Origin of the sequence: Clostridiisalibacter paucivorans DSM 22131, from assembly GCF_000620125.1 — a bacterium.
GTDB lineage: Bacteria > Bacillota > Clostridia > Tissierellales > Clostridiisalibacteraceae > Clostridiisalibacter > Clostridiisalibacter paucivorans.
Genome location: NZ_JHVL01000022.1, coordinates 1 through 17,495, shown reverse-complemented (window position 1 = coordinate 17,495; position 17,495 = coordinate 1). Strand labels below are relative to the sequence as shown.

The 17,495-nt window shown below is 32.6% G+C and carries 15 protein-coding genes; 13 read left to right on the top strand and 2 right to left on the bottom strand.

The genetic code is table 11. The features are described 5' to 3' along the window. The first annotated feature begins 42 nt into the window (after nt 1-42). Nucleotides 43-312, top strand: coding sequence for an ACT domain-containing protein (locus tag Q326_RS0107950; RefSeq protein WP_026894897.1), 270 nt, complete (start codon nt 43-45; stop codon nt 310-312). Between the two features lie 15 nt (nt 313-327). Beyond that, a complete protein-coding gene (locus Q326_RS0107945; protein WP_026894896.1) occupies nt 328-1,683 on the top strand; it encodes a PFL family protein in 1,356 nt (451 codons plus the stop codon). 98 nt (nt 1,684-1,781) lie between these two features. Here Q326_RS0107945 and Q326_RS0107940 read toward each other — a convergent pair whose 3' ends face one another. Continuing rightward, complete coding sequence (locus tag Q326_RS0107940) at nt 1,782-3,023, bottom strand: aspartate kinase (protein ID WP_026894895.1); 1,242 nt, start codon at nt 3,021-3,023, stop codon at nt 1,782-1,784. Nucleotides 3,024-3,049: 26 nt separating this feature from the next. Further along, entirely contained in the window at nt 3,050-4,321 is a 1,272-nt protein-coding gene (locus Q326_RS0107935; RefSeq protein WP_051531305.1) for a homoserine dehydrogenase, read from the bottom strand. A gap of 200 nt (nt 4,322-4,521) precedes the next feature. Between Q326_RS0107935 and thrC the strand changes: the two genes are divergently transcribed. The 11 genes from thrC to Q326_RS0107880 all read left to right on the top strand — a co-directional run. Next, on the top strand, nt 4,522-6,003 hold the full coding sequence (thrC, locus tag Q326_RS0107930; protein WP_026894893.1) for a threonine synthase: 1,482 nt from the start codon (nt 4,522-4,524) through the stop codon (nt 6,001-6,003). Nucleotides 6,004-6,006: 3 nt separating this feature from the next. Continuing rightward, the gene (gene thrB, locus Q326_RS0107925; RefSeq protein ID WP_250160325.1) at nt 6,007-6,897 is read left to right on the top strand and encodes a homoserine kinase; all 891 of its coding nucleotides are present in this window, start codon (nt 6,007-6,009) and stop codon (nt 6,895-6,897) included. 25 nt (nt 6,898-6,922) lie between these two features. Further along, nucleotides 6,923-7,360 carry an ACT domain-containing protein gene (locus tag Q326_RS0107920; RefSeq protein ID WP_026894891.1) on the top strand — a complete coding sequence of 146 codons (438 nt, stop codon included), beginning with the start codon at nt 6,923-6,925 and terminating at the stop codon, nt 7,358-7,360. 90 nt (nt 7,361-7,450) lie between these two features. Next, nucleotides 7,451-8,653 (top strand): M20 family metallopeptidase, encoded by a 1,203-nt coding sequence (locus Q326_RS0107915; protein WP_205687660.1) that lies wholly within the window; start codon nt 7,451-7,453, stop codon nt 8,651-8,653. 394 nt (nt 8,654-9,047) lie between these two features. Further along, nucleotides 9,048-10,679 carry an AMP-binding protein gene (locus Q326_RS0107910; RefSeq protein ID WP_026894889.1) on the top strand — a complete coding sequence of 544 codons (1,632 nt, stop codon included), beginning with the start codon at nt 9,048-9,050 and terminating at the stop codon, nt 10,677-10,679. A 251-nt stretch (nt 10,680-10,930) separates the two neighbouring features. Then, the gene (locus Q326_RS0107905) at nt 10,931-12,169 is read left to right on the top strand and encodes a CaiB/BaiF CoA transferase family protein (RefSeq protein WP_026894888.1); all 1,239 of its coding nucleotides are present in this window, start codon (nt 10,931-10,933) and stop codon (nt 12,167-12,169) included. 89 nt (nt 12,170-12,258) lie between these two features. Then, entirely contained in the window at nt 12,259-13,044 is a 786-nt protein-coding gene (locus tag Q326_RS0107900; protein WP_026894887.1) for an acyl-CoA dehydratase activase, read from the top strand. 38 nt (nt 13,045-13,082) lie between these two features. Continuing rightward, complete coding sequence (locus tag Q326_RS0107895; RefSeq protein WP_026894886.1) at nt 13,083-14,306, top strand: 2-hydroxyacyl-CoA dehydratase subunit D; 1,224 nt, start codon at nt 13,083-13,085, stop codon at nt 14,304-14,306. Continuing rightward, entirely contained in the window at nt 14,306-15,442 is a 1,137-nt protein-coding gene (locus tag Q326_RS0107890; protein WP_026894885.1) for a 2-hydroxyacyl-CoA dehydratase subunit D, read from the top strand. Before Q326_RS0107895 ends, Q326_RS0107890 begins: the two co-directional genes overlap by 1 nt. A 72-nt stretch (nt 15,443-15,514) precedes the next feature. Beyond that, nucleotides 15,515-16,663 carry a YkvI family membrane protein gene (locus tag Q326_RS0107885; protein WP_026894884.1) on the top strand — a complete coding sequence of 383 codons (1,149 nt, stop codon included), beginning with the start codon at nt 15,515-15,517 and terminating at the stop codon, nt 16,661-16,663. Between the two features lie 110 nt (nt 16,664-16,773). Beyond that, nucleotides 16,774-17,495: acyl-CoA dehydrogenase family protein (locus Q326_RS0107880; protein ID WP_026894883.1), on the top strand; the 722-nt coding region annotated here is incomplete at its 3' end.

The following is a 17,495-nucleotide window of genomic DNA, read 5'->3' as shown; positions in this document are numbered from 1 at the left end:
TAATTATGACATTTTTGAAATATGTGATTGAGGAGGTTAAACATGAGAGCTATAATAACTGTTGTAGGAAAAGATAAAAAAGGTATAATAGCAGGAGTAAGTAAAGAGTTGTCTAATGAAAATATAAATATATTAGATATTACCCAAACTATTCTTCAAGAATATTTTACTATGATCATGTTAGTAGATATATCTCAAATGAACATACCCTTTATGAATTTAAAGGACAGGCTTGAAGAAAAGGGAAAAGAACTTTCTGTTTCTATAAAAATACAGCGAGAAGATATATTTAATGAAATGCACAATATTTAAGAAGGAGTTATTGATATGAATACTAATAAGATATTAGAAACTATAAAAATGATAGAAAATGAAAAACTAGATATTAGAACAATAACTATGGGTATATCTCTTCTTGACTGCATTAATGGAAGTGGAGAAAGTACAAGGAGAAAGATTTATGATAAAATAACTACCCTTGCTGAAAACTTAGTAAAGACTGGTGAAGATATAGAGACAGAATATGGTATTCCCATAATAAATAAACGTATATCGGTTACGCCCATATCTATAGTAGCTGGTGCATCTAATGATAATAATTATGTAGAGTATGCAAAGATTTTAGATAAGGCAGCTAAAGAAGTAGGGGTGGATTTTATCGGAGGTTTTTCATCTTTAGTCCAAAAGGGTTATACTAACGGAGATAGGACCCTTATACAGTCTATACCCGAGGCGCTAAGTGTTACTGATGTAGTGTGTTCCTCTGTAAATGTGGCATCTACTAAAGAAGGTATAAATATGGATGCAGTAAAGGAAATGGGAAAGATTATAAAGGAAACAGCGGAGATAACCAAAGATAATGATGGATTAGGATGTGCTAAATTTGTTGTTTTTGCCAATGCAGTAGAGGACAATCCATTTATGGCTGGTGCATTCCATGGAGTAGGACAACCAGAGAATGTAATAAATGTAGGTATTAGTGGACCAGGGGTTGTTAAATGTGCATTAGAAAAGGTTAAGGGTCAGAGTTTTGATGTTGTATCTGAAACTATAAAGAAGACAGCATTTAAGATAACTAGGATGGGTGAATTGGTTGCTAAAGAGGCATCTAAAAGGCTAGATATGCCCTTTGGAATTATAGATTTATCATTGGCACCTACACCTGCAGTTGGAGATAGTGTCGCACATATATTAGAAGAAATAGGTATTGAAAGTTGTGGAGCCCATGGCACAACAGCGGCATTGGCATTATTAAACGATGCTGTAAAGAAAGGTGGAGTAATGGCATGTAGTCATGTTGGAGGACTTAGTGGTGCATTTATACCTGTAAGTGAAGATGCTGGTATGATAGATGCTGTTAATGCAGGTTCTTTGAATATAGAAAAACTCGAAGCTATGACTTGTGTATGTTCTGTGGGATTAGATATGATAGCTATTCCTGGAGATACACCTTGGGAGACCATATCTGCAATGATAGCTGATGAAATGGCTATAGGAGTTATAAATAATAAGACTACAGCAGTTAGGATAATTCCTGTTATAGGCAAAAAATCAGGAGAAGTAGTTGAATTTGGGGGTCTATTGGGAAGAGCTCCTATAATGGATGTGAGTAAATTCTCTAGTAAGGATTTTGTATATAGAGGAGGAAGGATTCCAGCACCTATTCATAGCTTTAAAAATTAAAGTTATAAGAAAAGTTAGTAGGTAATGGTTAGAAGCTAGTAGTTTAATGATGAGAACCTTTGGTTCTCTGATTATATCATTAACTACTAGCTTCTTTATTAAATAGCTTCATTTATAGTATCTATATTATTACCAAGCCTGAATTTATCATGAAGATATTGGAATGCATTAAGACTACCGTCTTTATCTATAATACATGAGATTTTTATTTCTGAAGTACTTATCATTTGTATATTTATTTTTAAATCATAAAGGGATTCAAAAAATGTGGATGCAACTTCTGAATTTCCTGCTATACCTGTGCCTACCACTGATAATTTAGAGACATTTTCATCATATATCACTGATTTTGCACCTATTTCACTGGCTATTTCATTGGCTATTCGTAGAGCTTCCTTTAAGTCATCATTATTGACAGTAAAAGTAATGTCATTAATTGATTTCCTATTTATATTTTGTATAATCATATCTACATGTATATTATTTTTTGCCAAAGTAGAAAACAATTTAAATGCAATACCGGGTTTGTCAGGAACTTCTAAAACTGCAATTTTTACTATTTCATTATCTATTGATATGCCTCTAACCAATACTTTTTCCACTTTATTCACCTCCACAATTTCTGTTCCTTTACTATCATTAAAACTAGATCTCACTGCTAATGGAATATTGAACTTCCTTGCCAATTCTACGGAACGGGGATGAAGTACCTTGGCTCCTAAACTGGCCAATTCAAGCATTTCGTCATATGAAATTTTATCTAATAATTGTGCATTTGGAACAAATCTAGGATCTGCTGTATATACTCCATCTACATCGGTATATATTTCACATTTTTTAGCTTTAACTGCTGCTGCTATGGCTACAGCTGTAGTATCAGATCCACCTCTACCCAATGTAGTTATATCCATATTTCTATTAACTCCTTGAAAACCTGCAACTATAACTATTTTATTTTCTTTTAATTCTCTTATAATCCTTTCATTATCTATTTTTTCAATTTTTGCTTTTTTATGGTTGCAATCTGTAATTATACCACATTGTTGACCAGTTAAAGAGACGACCTTTTCTTTTAAAGTCTCAATGGCCATAGCTAGTAAGGATATAGATATCTGTTCTCCTGTGGATAATAACATATCCATTTCCCTACTAGAAGGATTTGAGTTTATTTGGTTGGCCTTTTTAATTAAATTATTAGTGGTATTGCCCATTGCCGAGACAATTACGATTATATGATTTCCTTCTCTTTTTCTATTAACAATTTTTTTTGCTACAGCTTTAACTTTATCAACAGAACCTACAGAGGTTCCTCCATATTTTTGTACAATGATATTTTCCAAAGTTAATTCCTCCCTTAACTAGAGCACTATACTGCCAATTGAGATACGTTTGAAAGTTCAATTTTTTTCTCTATCCTTAAATAACAAAGAGCTTTATTAGGAACATCTAGTTCTTTGACTATATCTTCCATTACATTTGCAGAGATTGATTCAGTAAGTAATGCAAGATCTTTTTCCATATAGATAATAGAATATTCTATATCGCTTTTCTTTAATATATTTATAATTTTAGTATACTTGCTTTTATCATCGGTAGAGAGTCTTAAATAGTACTGTCCCTTGAATAGTCTAACTCCAGACGGAGTAAGATTATTAGAGTTTTTAAGAGAGTAGGATTTATATTCTTTATTCAGTATATCTAATATATCTGACACTACTGCATTGGCTGTAGGCCCCTTACCAGCACCTTGACCATAAAACTGTAATTCACCTACAAAATCCCCTTCCACAGAAACTACATTGAAGGCATCATTTACATTACCTAGTTGGGAATTTGCATCTACCAATACAGGCTCAACCGATGCAGAAAAATTGTTTCCACATTTAATAGAGTTACCCAATAGCTTTACTACAAGACCTAGAGATTTAAAGAGTTCTATATCCAGTATATTGACATTGGTTATTCCTCTACATACTACATCATTAAAGCCAACATAAGATTTAAATGCTATAGAAGATAATATGGCTACCTTTCTTGCTGCATCATATCCTTCTATATCATCGGTGGGATCTGCTTCAGCATATCCTAGCTTATGGGCTAAGTCCAATGCTTCATCAAACCCTAGATTTTCATCTGTCATTTTGCTTAATATGAAGTTGGTTGTTCCATTTAATATGCCTTGTATTTTTTCTATATTATTTATACTTGAGGCCTGCTTTAATGGCTTTAGAACAGGGATACCTCCACCAACACTGGCCTCAAACAATAATGCCCTATCATATTTATCTGCAAGTTCTATAAGCTCCTTTGTATGGTTTGCAATCACAGCTTTATTAGCTGTAACTACATGTTTACCATTTTTTAATGCTGTAGTTATATATTCCAAGGTGGGATGTATACCTCCCATGACCTCTACAACAATATCTATATCTGGATTATCTATTATATCCTTTGGCTCTTCTGTAAATAGAGATGAGGGAATGTTATTGTCTCTCTTTTTATTTATATCTCTAACTAGAATTTTTTCTATATTTATATCAGTACCTGTTAGGGATTCAAGTTCTGTTTTTCTTTCATTTAGTATCTCATATACACCTGACCCAACAGTACCTATTCCTAACAATCCTAAATTTGCCATAAAAAACATCCTTTCTTTTTCAGTAGTTGTTTTGTAATTAAAAAATTATGTACGCAAATAAAAAACACTTGTTTTTTTATGATAAACATTATAACATAATATATATATATAGCAACATATTTTTGTGAAAAAGTTATTAAAATTTTATGTTACACTAAGATATGAAGATTAAAACTGATAAAGGGTGATGTACATTGGATATGATATATGGAAGTACCAGAAGTGAAAATAAAGATGTAAAATCATCGGAGGCTATTATAAAGGGAATAGCCCATGATGGAGGATTATATATACCATTGAATATACCAAAAATAGATAGGGAATTGGGTGAATTAAAGAAATTAGATTACAAAGAGTTGGCATTTTATATATTGAAAAAATACCTTACAGATTTTGATGATCAGGAATTAATTGATTGTATAAATAATGCATACGATGATAAGTTTGATAATTATGATATAGTTCCTGTAGAGAATAGAGGTACAGTTAATTTTATGGAATTATACCATGGCCCAACATTGGCATTTAAAGATATGGCACTCACAATATTGCCCCATTTTATGAAGACAGCAGCTAAAAAGTTAGATATTAATAAGGAGATTGTAATACTTACAGCTACATCGGGAGATACTGGGAAAGCGGCCCTTGAAGGATTTGCCAACGTGACAGGAGTTAGAATTATAGTTTTTTATCCAAAAGATGGAGTAAGTGAAATTCAAAAGAGACAGATGATAACTCAAAAAGGGGAAAATACCCATGTAGTAGGTATCGATGGGAACTTTGATGATGCCCAAAATGCAGTGAAAGAAATATTTGGAGATAGGGATTTCAATAATAGATTGAATGATAAAGGATATATATTTTCATCAGCTAATTCTATAAATATAGGAAGATTAGTTCCACAGATAGTATATTATATATATGGATATCTGAATTTATTAAACAAGAATGAGATAAAAGAAAAAGAGAAGATAAATATAGTCGTTCCTACAGGTAATTTTGGAAACATATTGGCTGCATATTATGCCAAAATGATGGGTTTACCTATAAATAAACTCATATGTGCATCTAATGAAAATAAAATCCTTACCGATTTTATAAATACAGGAATATATGATATCAATAGAGAATTTAAGACTACAGTATCTCCCTCTATGGATATACTTATATCTAGTAATTTAGAAAGGCTATTATATCATATTAGTATGAATAACTATGATAAAATTAAGAGCTTTATGGAAGATTTAAAAAATAATGGAGTATATGAAGTAGATGAATCTATTAAGCATAATTTAAAAGATTTTTATGGGGCATTTGCAACTGAGCAGGAGACATATGAAACTATAAAAAATGTCTATGAAGAATTATCGTATGTTATAGATCCCCATACTGCAGTAGCATACAATGTATATAAAAAATATATAAAACAGACAGAAGATAATAACACTAAAACCCTTATAGCATCTACTGCAAGCCCATTTAAATTTACTAGAACAGTTTATACTGCAATAGATGGAAAAAGTGATTATGATGATTTTAGACTTATAGACATGTTAGCTGAAAAGACCAGTATAGATGTTCCCAAATCTATATTAGAATTAAAGAAAAAAGAGATACTTCATAAAAATACATGCAAAAGAAATAATATAAAAAATACTGTAGAAAAAATTTTGGGATTGTAGGTGATGAACATGATAGAAATAAAAGTACCAGCTACCAGTGCAAATATTGGTCCAGGATTTGATTGTTTAGGGATTGCACTTAATCTTTACAATAAATTTTATATAGAAGAGATTGAGAATGGGTTAATAATAGAAGGATGTGATCCATCCTTTGCAAATGAAGATAATCTAGTTTTTACATCAATGAAGAAATGTTTTGAAAAGATAGGGTATAGATATAATGGAATAAGAATAATTATAAAAGCAGATATACCTGTATCTAGAGGATTGGGAAGTAGTGCTGCATGCATATTGGGAGGAGTTGTAGCGGCCAATGAGTTGGGAGGCGATGTGCTTTCAAAAGAAGAAATTTTAGAATTGGCAACCAAGATAGAAGGGCATCCAGATAATATAACACCAGCATTATTTGGAGGAATGACTGTTTCAATTACTGAAAATAATAAAGTGTATTATGATAATATAGATATAGCTAAAGGTATTAAATTTTACACACTGATTCCTAATTTTAAACTCTCTACAGAAGAAGCTAGAAAGATATTACCTGATACAGTATCCCATAAGGATGCAGTATTTAATGTGGGAAGGACAGCCCTTATGCTGACAGCTATGATAAATGGGAATTTTGATTTGATGAAGGTAGGGGTTAAAGATAGGCTCCATCAAGAATATAGGGGGACATTAATAGAAGATTTCAATTATATATTGGATGAATGTAATAAGTTGAATACTTATGGAGTATTTTTGAGCGGTGCAGGCCCCACAATAATAGTTGCAGTACAGCAGGAAGATGATAATATATTAAAAGCAGTAAAAAAGAAATTAGAAGGGCTCAATAGTGTATGGGATTTAAAAGAGCTTAATGTAGATTATAAAGGTGTGTCTATAATTAAATAAAATTTTTTGTTGGAAAGGAGCAAATATGGACGGCAAATACTTGGTTATAGATAAAGAGATTCTTCCAGATGTTTTTGAAAAGGTACTGGAAGCTAAGTTTTTGATTAAGACTAATAAAGTTAAAGGTATAACTGATGCAGTGAAGAAAGTGGGCATAAGTAGGAGTACATTTTATAAATATAAGGATTATGTGTTTACATTGTCTGAAGGAACTAGGGGGAAAAAAGTTACAATATCATTGCTTTTAAGTCATAAAATGGGTGTACTATCAAGGGTATTAGAAATGATTTCAGAAAATAAGGCAAATGTGCTTACTATAAATCAAGATATACCTATAAACGAAATAGCCAATGTTAGTATAACCTTTGATATATCAAATTTGATGACTAATATTGACACTATATTAAAGATGATAAAGGCGATTCCAGGAGTAGAAAAAGTGGATTTGGTGGCAATGGAATAATAAAATAAAACGACTTATAAAACATGACAGTGATACTCTGTTTATATAAGGGTATTATATAATAGACATTTAGGGGGAGTGTGAAAGAAAGTGACATTGGAAAACTATATTAATAGGGAAAATGTAGAAGTATTATTAAGCCAATTAGTAAAAATCCATAGTCCATATTTTAAGGAAGAAAAGGTGATGGATTTTGCATATAATTGGCTAAAAAGCAAAGGATTACCGGCAGAGTATCATAGATATACCGAAGATAAAGTTACTAAATTTCAAGGTATAAATGTGATAGGAGAAGTTAATGGAAAAGAGGACGGACCAACAATATTATTAAATGGACACTTAGATACTGTAGGAATCTGTGAAGGTTGGACTAAAGAACCATTAAATCCAACAATAGAAGGAGATAAAATGTATGGTGTTGGTGCTTTAGATATGAAAAGTGGTTCAGCAGCCATAATGTTAGCCGTAAATGCCTTTAAAAACACAGTTAAACACTTTAAAGGAAATATACTATATACATTTGTGTCTGATGAAGAAGGACCATATGGATTGGGAACAGATGCTCTTATCTTAGATGGTATTACAGACCATGCTGATGTTGCAATAGTACCAGAGCCCAGTAGTGGATTTTCAGGAGTAAGTTTTCCTTGCCTATGTCTTGGAGCTAGAGGAGGATGGAACTATACAGTTCATGTAATGGGAAAATCAGCCCATGCAGCCAATCCACAGTTGGGAATAAGTGCCATAGTAGAGTCTGCAAAACTTATGTTAGAGCTTAAAAATACAGAACTAAGAGAGGATGATAAATTAGGCAAGGGTTCTATATGTATAATTTCATCTGATGGTGGCGGAGCAGCCTGTAGTGTAGCTGATACTGCATCTTTTACAGTATTTAGACATGTTGTTAGAGGAGAAGATAAAGAGTATATAAAACAGGAAGTATTAGATGCAGCTAAAAGGGCAGGCGTAAAAGGAGATATAGTAGTGACATTTAGGGATGCCCCTCATCCAGATAATGGTGGATTTGAACCTTATACAGTGGAGGAAGATAATCATTATACAAAGCTTATTAAAGAAAGTATATTGAAAGCTACAGGTAAAGATGCTAATATAGCCTATTTTTCTAGTATAGGAGACTTTAATTACTTGGGTTCTAGGGTAGGAATACCTACATTTGTATTTGGCCCTGATGGTGAAAATTATCATACGTCTGATGAATATGTAAACTTAAATACAGTGGTAGATACTGCCAAAGTTATATATGATTTTTTATTGAGGACCTTAGCTATATAATATGGTAAATATGTAATAAAGAAAAATTTATTAAATAGAAAAGCTGGAGTAGATTTTGAATTCAAAATCTACTCCAGCTTTTCTATTTAATAAAAAAATTATATGTCTATAAAATTGAGAAAATACAAACTCTTTCAATTGTGTAAAAAAAATATACAAAAATAATCATTGACATGTTATTTAATCATGTTATAATGAACTTAAGAAATTAGAACACGTTCTAGAATATGTTCTAGAACATATTCGAATATGTATAACACAAAGAAAAAAATAAAAATTTTTAAATAGTTTTGTTGCTTTTTTAACAATAAAATTTATAATTTAAAACTAAAAGTTATTATTATGCATTAGTTCCATTAGATTAAAATCACAATAAAAATTTCGGGGTGTTAGTATGGGTTTGAAGAATACCACAATTGGAAAATATCTCAAAGATACTGCCAACTCATTCCCGGATAATATAGCCATAATGTGTCAGGAAGAAGAAAAGGTTTTCACTTGGTCAATGGTAGATAAATTATCTGATGAGTATGCTAAAGGCATGATAGCCCTTGGCCTGAGAAAAGGTGATCATATGGCTATTTGGGCTAGTAACAAGTTAGAGTGGGTACTGTGTTTTTTAGCCGCTAGTAAGATTGGTGTATGTACTGTTACAGTAAATATTAATTATCGTCTAGAAGAAGTTGAAAGGTTGTTGGAACAATCCGATGCAAAGGCTATCGTTTTTATGGATGGTTTTAGAGATATTGATTATATAGATATTATACATAGGATTAGAGAGAGGGCTCTAAAAGGTCTTAATAAGCTGGGACCACTGTTAAAATATTTCATACATTTTGGATTGAGAAAATGTCCCAATGCCATAGAGATTGAAGAACTTCTTTATATGGCTAAAGATATTACTGAAGCCCAGTTAAATTATTATATGGATATGTTAGACACTCATGATGTCATTAACATTCAATTTACATCGGGAACTACCAGTACTCAAAAAGGGGTTATGTTGACCCACTATAATTTGATTAACAATTCTTATCATACAGGGAAGGTCCTTAATTTGTCATATGAAGATAGACTTTGTTTAGCAGTACCATTTTTTCATTGTTTCGGGTTATCAGCAGGGATTTTACTTTGTATAGGAAGTGGTACTACGATGGTGCTTGTTGAATGTTATAGAGCTATAAAGGTTATGGAAACCATCAGTAGTTTAGAGTGTACAGCTCTTCATGGTGTGCCAACGATGTTTAGTAGAATATTAGAGCATCCAGATTTTTATAAGTATGATTTTTCAACATTGAGAACTGGTATTGTAGCAGGTTCATCATGCAATGAAAAGACCATTAGAGGGATTATTGAAAAATTAGGTATGAAGGAAGTAGAGATTGGCTACGGACAAACGGAATCATCTCCAGGATGTACTCAGACCTTTGCTGACGACCCAATAGAAAAAAAGGTCAATACCATAGGAAAACCATTGCCCCATATAGAGATGAAGGTTGTGGATATAGAAACTGGAAAAGATTGTCCCAGCGGGGTTTTAGGAGAACTATGTACTAGGGGTTATCATGTGATGAAAGGTTATTATAAAAATGAGATTCTCACAAGAAGGGCTATCGATAGAGGTGGATGGCTACATACAGGAGATATTGGTTTTGTAGATGATGAGGGCTATTATCATATATGTGGAAGGCTTAAAGATATGATTATAAGAGGTGGAGAAAATATAAGCCCTATGGAGATCGAAGAATGTATAATCCAGCATCCAAAAATTAAGAATGCCCAAGTATATGGTGTACCTCAAGAGAGCTATGGTGAAGAGGTAGCTGCATCTATTCAGTTAAAAGATGGGTGCGAATTGGAGATACAAGAGATTAAAGATTTTTTATCAGATAGATTAGCTCATTATAAAATACCAAAATATATAGAATTTTGCGATGGATTTCCTATAACTGCCAATGGAAAGGTAAAGAAGTATGTTTTAAAAGAAAATATGATAAAGAAAATGAAAAATATTTCATTTTTTTAGCTATATATTGTTAATAAAATGACAATATATAGCTGTATAAGGGAAAAAAATTCAAAATTAGAACATAAGACTAGAGATTATTTAAGAGCTAACAAATAAGTAGATATAAAATAAAAAAACTTTTTCAAAACTTAATAGAGAAAAATAATAGAAAAGAATTAAAGAGATTGTTAATAAAACATTAAAATAAATATCATTAATTAAGTCAGTATTGTAATATCATTAAATATTATTTTATGGGAGGTAATGTAATGAGTACAAGAAAAAGACCATTAGAAGGAGTGAAAGTAATCGAGCTTGCGAGTTTTATTGCAGCTGCGACTACTGGGAGATTTTTTGCAGACTTAGGAGCAGATGTTATAAAGATTGAAAGTGCTAAAGGAGATCCACTAAGATATACTGCACCAACAGAAGGTAGGCCTCTTGATATGTATGAAAATACAACTTGGGAGCTAGAAAATGCTAATAAGAGATGTATATCATTAAACATGAAAGATCCAAAAGGTAAAGAAGCTTTCTTTAAATTACTTGATGATGCGGATGTTTTGATAACTAACTGGAGAATTCAAGCTTTACAGAGAGCTGGTATTGATTATGAAAGTTTAAAAGATAAATATCCAAGTTTAGTTTATGGTATATGTACAGGTTATGGTGAATATGGTCCAGACAAAGATCTTCCTGGATTTGATTTTACTGCTTTTTTTGCAAGAGGGGGGTATTTGGAAAATCTAAGACAAAAATCAGATGTGCCTATGAATGTTGCTCCTGGACTTGGTGATCATAATGTAGGTTTAAATTTAGCAGCTGGTATTTTAGCAGCATTATATCATGCTAAATTAACTGGTGAAGGAGAAAAAGTTGAAACAAGTTTATTTGAAAGTGCTGTATTTAATATGGGTATGATGATTCAAGCAGCTCAATATACTGATTATGGAGTTAAGTATCCTATAAATATAAGAGAGGCTAGCAATCCTTTAAATGCTTGTTGGTTAACTAAGGATAACAGATATGTTCAGACTTGTATGCCTGATTATAACACATATTTTAAAAAATTCCTTAAAGCGCTTGGATTAAATGATATGGCTGAAGATGAAAAGTATTTTCCAGTTCAAAATTTACACGAAAATAATTTAGGGACTACTGTTTATGACAAAGTTATGGCTAAATTTGGAGAAAAAGATTATTCTGAATGGTCAGAAATATTAACTAAAGCTGATATTCCTTTCTCATTGGCTAAGAATTGGGAAGAATTACTTGAAGATGAACAGGCATGGGCAAATGATTGTTTCTATAAGATGAAATATCCAAAAGGCGAAAGAATATTAGTTAAACACCCGGTTAAATTCCAAGAAATGGGACCAACACCTTACAATAGAGGACCTCTTATAGGTGAACATGGGCCAGAAATACTTAAAGAGATTGGATATTCAGAAGATGAAATCAAGTCAATGATGGAAGATAATACTTTATATGTATGGGAAGACAAATAATATCAAATAAGAGTATTACAAGTTTTGTTATTTAAGCATATTGTAATAATTATGCCTATAAAATAAATTTAAGTAAAAGGATGGAGTATATGAGTGATATATATACAATGGGAGTTGACATAGGTTCAACGGCATCAAAGTGTATTATCTTAGAAAATGGAAAAGAGATTGTGGGGCAGTCTGTTATATCTGTAGGTGCAGGTACTACGGGACCCAATCGTGCTATGAAAGAATGTCTTGAAAAGGCTGATAAGACATTTGAAGACATAGACTCTATAGTAGCTACAGGATATGGAAGAAATACATTAAAATTAGCGGATAAGCAGATGAGTGAATTAAGCTGTCATGCCAAGGGAGCCAATCTTATATTTCCAAAGGCCCAAACCCTTATAGATATTGGAGGACAAGATGCCAAGGCATTGAGAATTTCCTCAAATGGCAGATTGATGAACTTTGTCATGAATGATAAATGTGCTGCAGGGACAGGTAGATTTTTAGATGTGATGTCCCGTGTACTAGAAATAGATGTTTCTAATCTTGCAGATACAGGTGAAAAGTGGAAGAATCGTATAGATATAAGTTCTACATGTACAGTATTTGCAGAGTCTGAGGTTATATCTCATTTGTCTAATGAAGTTGATGTGTGTGATATTGTAGCGGGAATACATCGTTCTGTTGCAAGCAGAGTAGCAGGACTTGTGAAAAGAGTAGGTGTAGTACCTCCAGTGGTTATGACAGGAGGGGTTGCACAAAATTCAGGTGTTTTAAAGGCCCTTGAAGATGAATTAAAGGTTTCAATAGAGACAACTGAGTTAGCCCAGTTGATAGGGGCTCTAGGAGCATCATTATATGCCTATGAACTTTTAAAAAGTTAGTAATGATCTATCAATAAAAGGGAAAAGGAGTGGAAAAAATGTCAGAACAAAAATCAAAGAGTCCTAAGGCAAAATATCTCTTAAGAGATATTTTGGCAGACCATTATAAGATTGCATGGGATGCAAAAAAAAGAGGTGAAAAAGTAGGATGGTGTGCATCTAACTTCCCTCAAGAAATTTGTGAAACATTGGGAGTTCCAGTAGTCTATCCTGAGAACCAAGCTGCAGCAATAGCTGCAAAGGGTGCAGGACAGAGGATGTGCGAACATTCAGAGGCAAATGGTTATTCAAATGATATTTGTGCCTATGCAAGAATAAGTCTTGCTTATATGGATCTGAAGGAATGTAAAGAGCTTGATATGCCTCAACCAGATTTCATGCTTTGTTGTAACAATATCTGTAACCAAATGATTAAATGGTATGAAAATATTGCAAAAGAGTTAGATATACCAATGATTTTAATAGATATACCATATAATACAGAATTTGAAACATCTGAAGATAGAGTTAAATATATAAGGGCTCAATTTGATGAAGCTATTGTAAGACTTGAAAGAATAACAGGAAAGAAATTTTCTCGAGAGAGATTTGAAGAAGTCATGAAGATATCTCAGGAATCTTCAAAAGCATGGCTTGAAGCTACAGAATACACAAAATATAGCCCATCACCTTTAAATGGATTTGATTTATTTAATCATATGGCAGTTGCTGTTTGTGCAAGGGGAAAACAAGAAGCAGCTGATGCATTTAAGCTTTTAGCTGAAGAATATGAACAATCAGTAAAAGAAGGTAAGTCAACATATAGAGGCGAGGAAAAGCATCGTATTCTTTTTGAAGGGATTGCTTGCTGGCCATACTTAAGACATAAATTGACGACTTTGATGGAATACAATATCAACATGGTAGGAACTGTCTATGCAGAGGCCTTTGGTGTAATTTATAACAATGTAGATGAGATGATGAAAGCGTATTCCTATGTACCAAATGCCATATCCTTTGAAAGGGCATTAAAGATGAGAGTAGATGCTGTAACTAAGAATAATTGTGAGGGAGCAGTTATCCATACTAATAGAAGTTGTAAACAATGGAGTGGATTTATGTATGAATTAGAAAGAAGACTTCGTGAAGAAACTGGCATCCCTACTGTAACATTTGATGGAGATCAAGCAGATCCTAGAAATTTCTCTAAGGCACAATATGACACTAGAATACAAGGGTTATATGAAGTTATGGAAGCCAATAAGAGAGGGGGAAATCTATAATGAGCAACGTAAAAGACCTTTTAAAACAGTTTGATACAATCGTTTCTAATCCTAAGGCTAGATTAGATAAATACATAAGTGAAGGGAAAAAAGTAATAGGCTGTATGCCTGTTTACTGTCCTGAAGAACTTGTATATGCAGCAGATATGGTTCCCTTTGGTGTTTGGGGATCGGAAATTGAGGTTTCTCAAGCAAAGAAATATTTTCCTGCATTTATTTGTTCAATATTACAGACAACTTTAGAGATGGGATTGAGAGGCGATTTAGATCAATTATCAGGCATGATGATTCCTGTACTTTGTGACTCGTTGAAATGTATGGGTCAGAACTGGGATCAAGGAATAGAAAATGTTGAATTTATCCCAGTTATTCATCCCCAAAACAGAAAGATGGAAGCTGGCGTTGAGTTCTTGAGAGCCCAATACACTAAGATAAAAGATAAATTAGAACAAATTTCTGGGAATAAAATAACAGATGATAAATTAAAAACTGCAATTAATGTATATAACAAGCATAGAGAAGTGATGAGAGAATTTGTTGTTATAGCTGGAGAACATCCACATCTTATAACACCCAGTGAAAGAAATGCAGTAATAAAGAGTGGCTATTTCATGGATAAACCAGCACATACAAAAATAGTTCAAGAATTGATAGATGCATGTAAAGAACATCCTAAAGAGGAATGGGATGGGCTTAAAGTAGTTATAACTGGTATTATTGCAGATAGTCCAAGTATTTTGAAGATATTTGAAGAAAATAAGATAGCTATTGTTGCTGATGATATTGCACATGAATCTCGTCAGTTTAGGACAAATGTGCCAATATGCGAAGATCCCATGGAATCTCTTGCAAAGCAAATCTCAGTTATGGAAGGATGTTCAGTATTGTATGACCCAGATAAAAAACGTGGTCATATGATAGTAGACGAAGTGAAAAAATACAATGCAGATGGAGTAATCGTATTGATGACTAAATTCTGTGACCCCGAAGAATATGATTATCCTATAATGAAAAAATTATTTGACCAAAATGAGATACCATCTATAATGATTGAAATTGATCAGCAGATGAGAAATTATGAACAGGCAAGAACTATGGTACAGACATTTACAGATATGTTGGGAGCTTATTGCTAAATATAGAGTTAACAACAGATTAATTATTAGGTATGTATAGAAAACAGAATAAATTTTAGGGGTGAAATTAGAATGAAAAACAAATCAGCTTTACCAGTATATATAGCAGTTGCATTCGTATGGTTTACAACACAATTTGGTGGTGGATTTGCTGCTGGAAGACAGATTATTGATTATTTTATTAATTATGGTTGGTATGCAGTGTTTACACCAATACTTGTACAATTAATTTTAGCAGTTATTTTTTACAAAGTATTTAAATTATGTTTTGAAAATAAATTAAATGACTATAGAGAATTTACTGATGAGCTTTACGGAAAAACAAAAAAAGTGATGTCACCAATATTCGAGTTTAGTTATAACTTGACATTATGTGTAGCAACAGCTGTAGCATTTGCTACAGGTGGCGCTACTCTTACTCAGTTAATAGGCATACCTTATTTATTAAGTACGTTTATTATTGCAGTAGCAATATTTTTATTAACAATTTTTGGTGCTGATCTTGTTAGAAAGGCTGCTACTATAGTATCTATATTAATTATAGTTGGTATACTAGCAGTGTTTATCCCTAATATTATATACTTTGCACCTAAGATAAGTGCAAACTATGCAGTACTTAAGGCTGGATCAGCTCCTGTTGGTTCAGCTTTATGGAAAATGTGTTTATATGCTGGATTCCAAGTATTTGCTATAGGAGCATATATAGGACATGCCAAAGCATTTAAATCAGTTGGGGAGATTAAAAAAAGTATGACTTTAGGTTTTTTAGTTAATGCAGGTATAATTATGCTTGCTGTATTTGGTATCATTTCTGTTTATGATACAGAAGGAATATTGACAGAAGCTGTACCAAATCTAGTTATGGTGCAAGCTGGTGTAGGGGGTGCATTTCTTACTCCATTAATCTCATTCTTGATTCTAATAGGTTCTCTATCGACAGGTGTTAACTTTATATATGGTATTGTTAGTAGAATTGTGAACTATTTAGGAAGAAATGAATCGGAAGAAGTTAGAGCGTCTAAAGAGCAAAAGAGAAGTATTATATCTTCAATTGTCTATGTAATAATAACTTTTTCCATTGCTCAGTTTGGACTAATTCCTTTAGTAGCTAAAGGTTATTCATATCTAGGATATATTGCAATTGTTACTGTTATTATTCCGGTATTATTTAGATGGATTAAAGATATGTCATCAAAAAAAGAAGTGGCAATAAGTAAATAAGCATTTTAAAAATCTATATGGAATAATTAAGATAATTATTCCATATAGATGTCTTCAAATTTTAAGGGATGCTATTATTACAGCCAACTTGTAATCATAAGGAGGTAAATATGATTTTCACAGAAAAGCATGAACTAATTAGAAAGCTGGCAAAGGAGTTTGCTGAAAAAGAGTTGGCACCTATTGCAGCTGAAGTAGATGAAACAGGAGATTTTCCTAAAGAAGTCATTGAGAAGATGGCAAAAGCCAATTTCTTCGGTATAAAGATGCCTAAAAAATATGGTGGCGCTGAAGCAGATTTTCGTTCTTATGTCATGGTTATGGAGGAAGTATCAAGGAAGTCAGGGGTGGCAAGTATATTTTTATCTTCCCCAAATTCATTGATGGGTACACCATTTTTGATCTCTGGAACAGAAGAACAGAGACAAAAGTATTTAGTTCCAATGATTAGCGGAGAAAAGATATTTTCCTTTGGACTTACAGAGCCTGGAGCAGGATCTGATGCAGGTTCCCTTCAAACAACTGCAAAAGAAGATGGAGACTACTATATATTAAATGGAAGAAAGACCTTTATTACAGCAGCACCCATAGCAGATTATGTTGTTGTCTTTGCAAAAACAGATATGTCAAAGGGAACGAGAGGGATTACAACATTTGTTGTAGATACCAAACTTCCAGGGGTTTCCACAGGCAAGCCAGAGAAGAAATTAGGTATGATAGGCTGCCCCACAAGTGATGTAATACTGGAAAATGTAAGGGTACATAAATCAGATATATTGGGAAATGTTAATGAAGGATTTATCACAGCGATGAAGACCTTGGATATTGGACG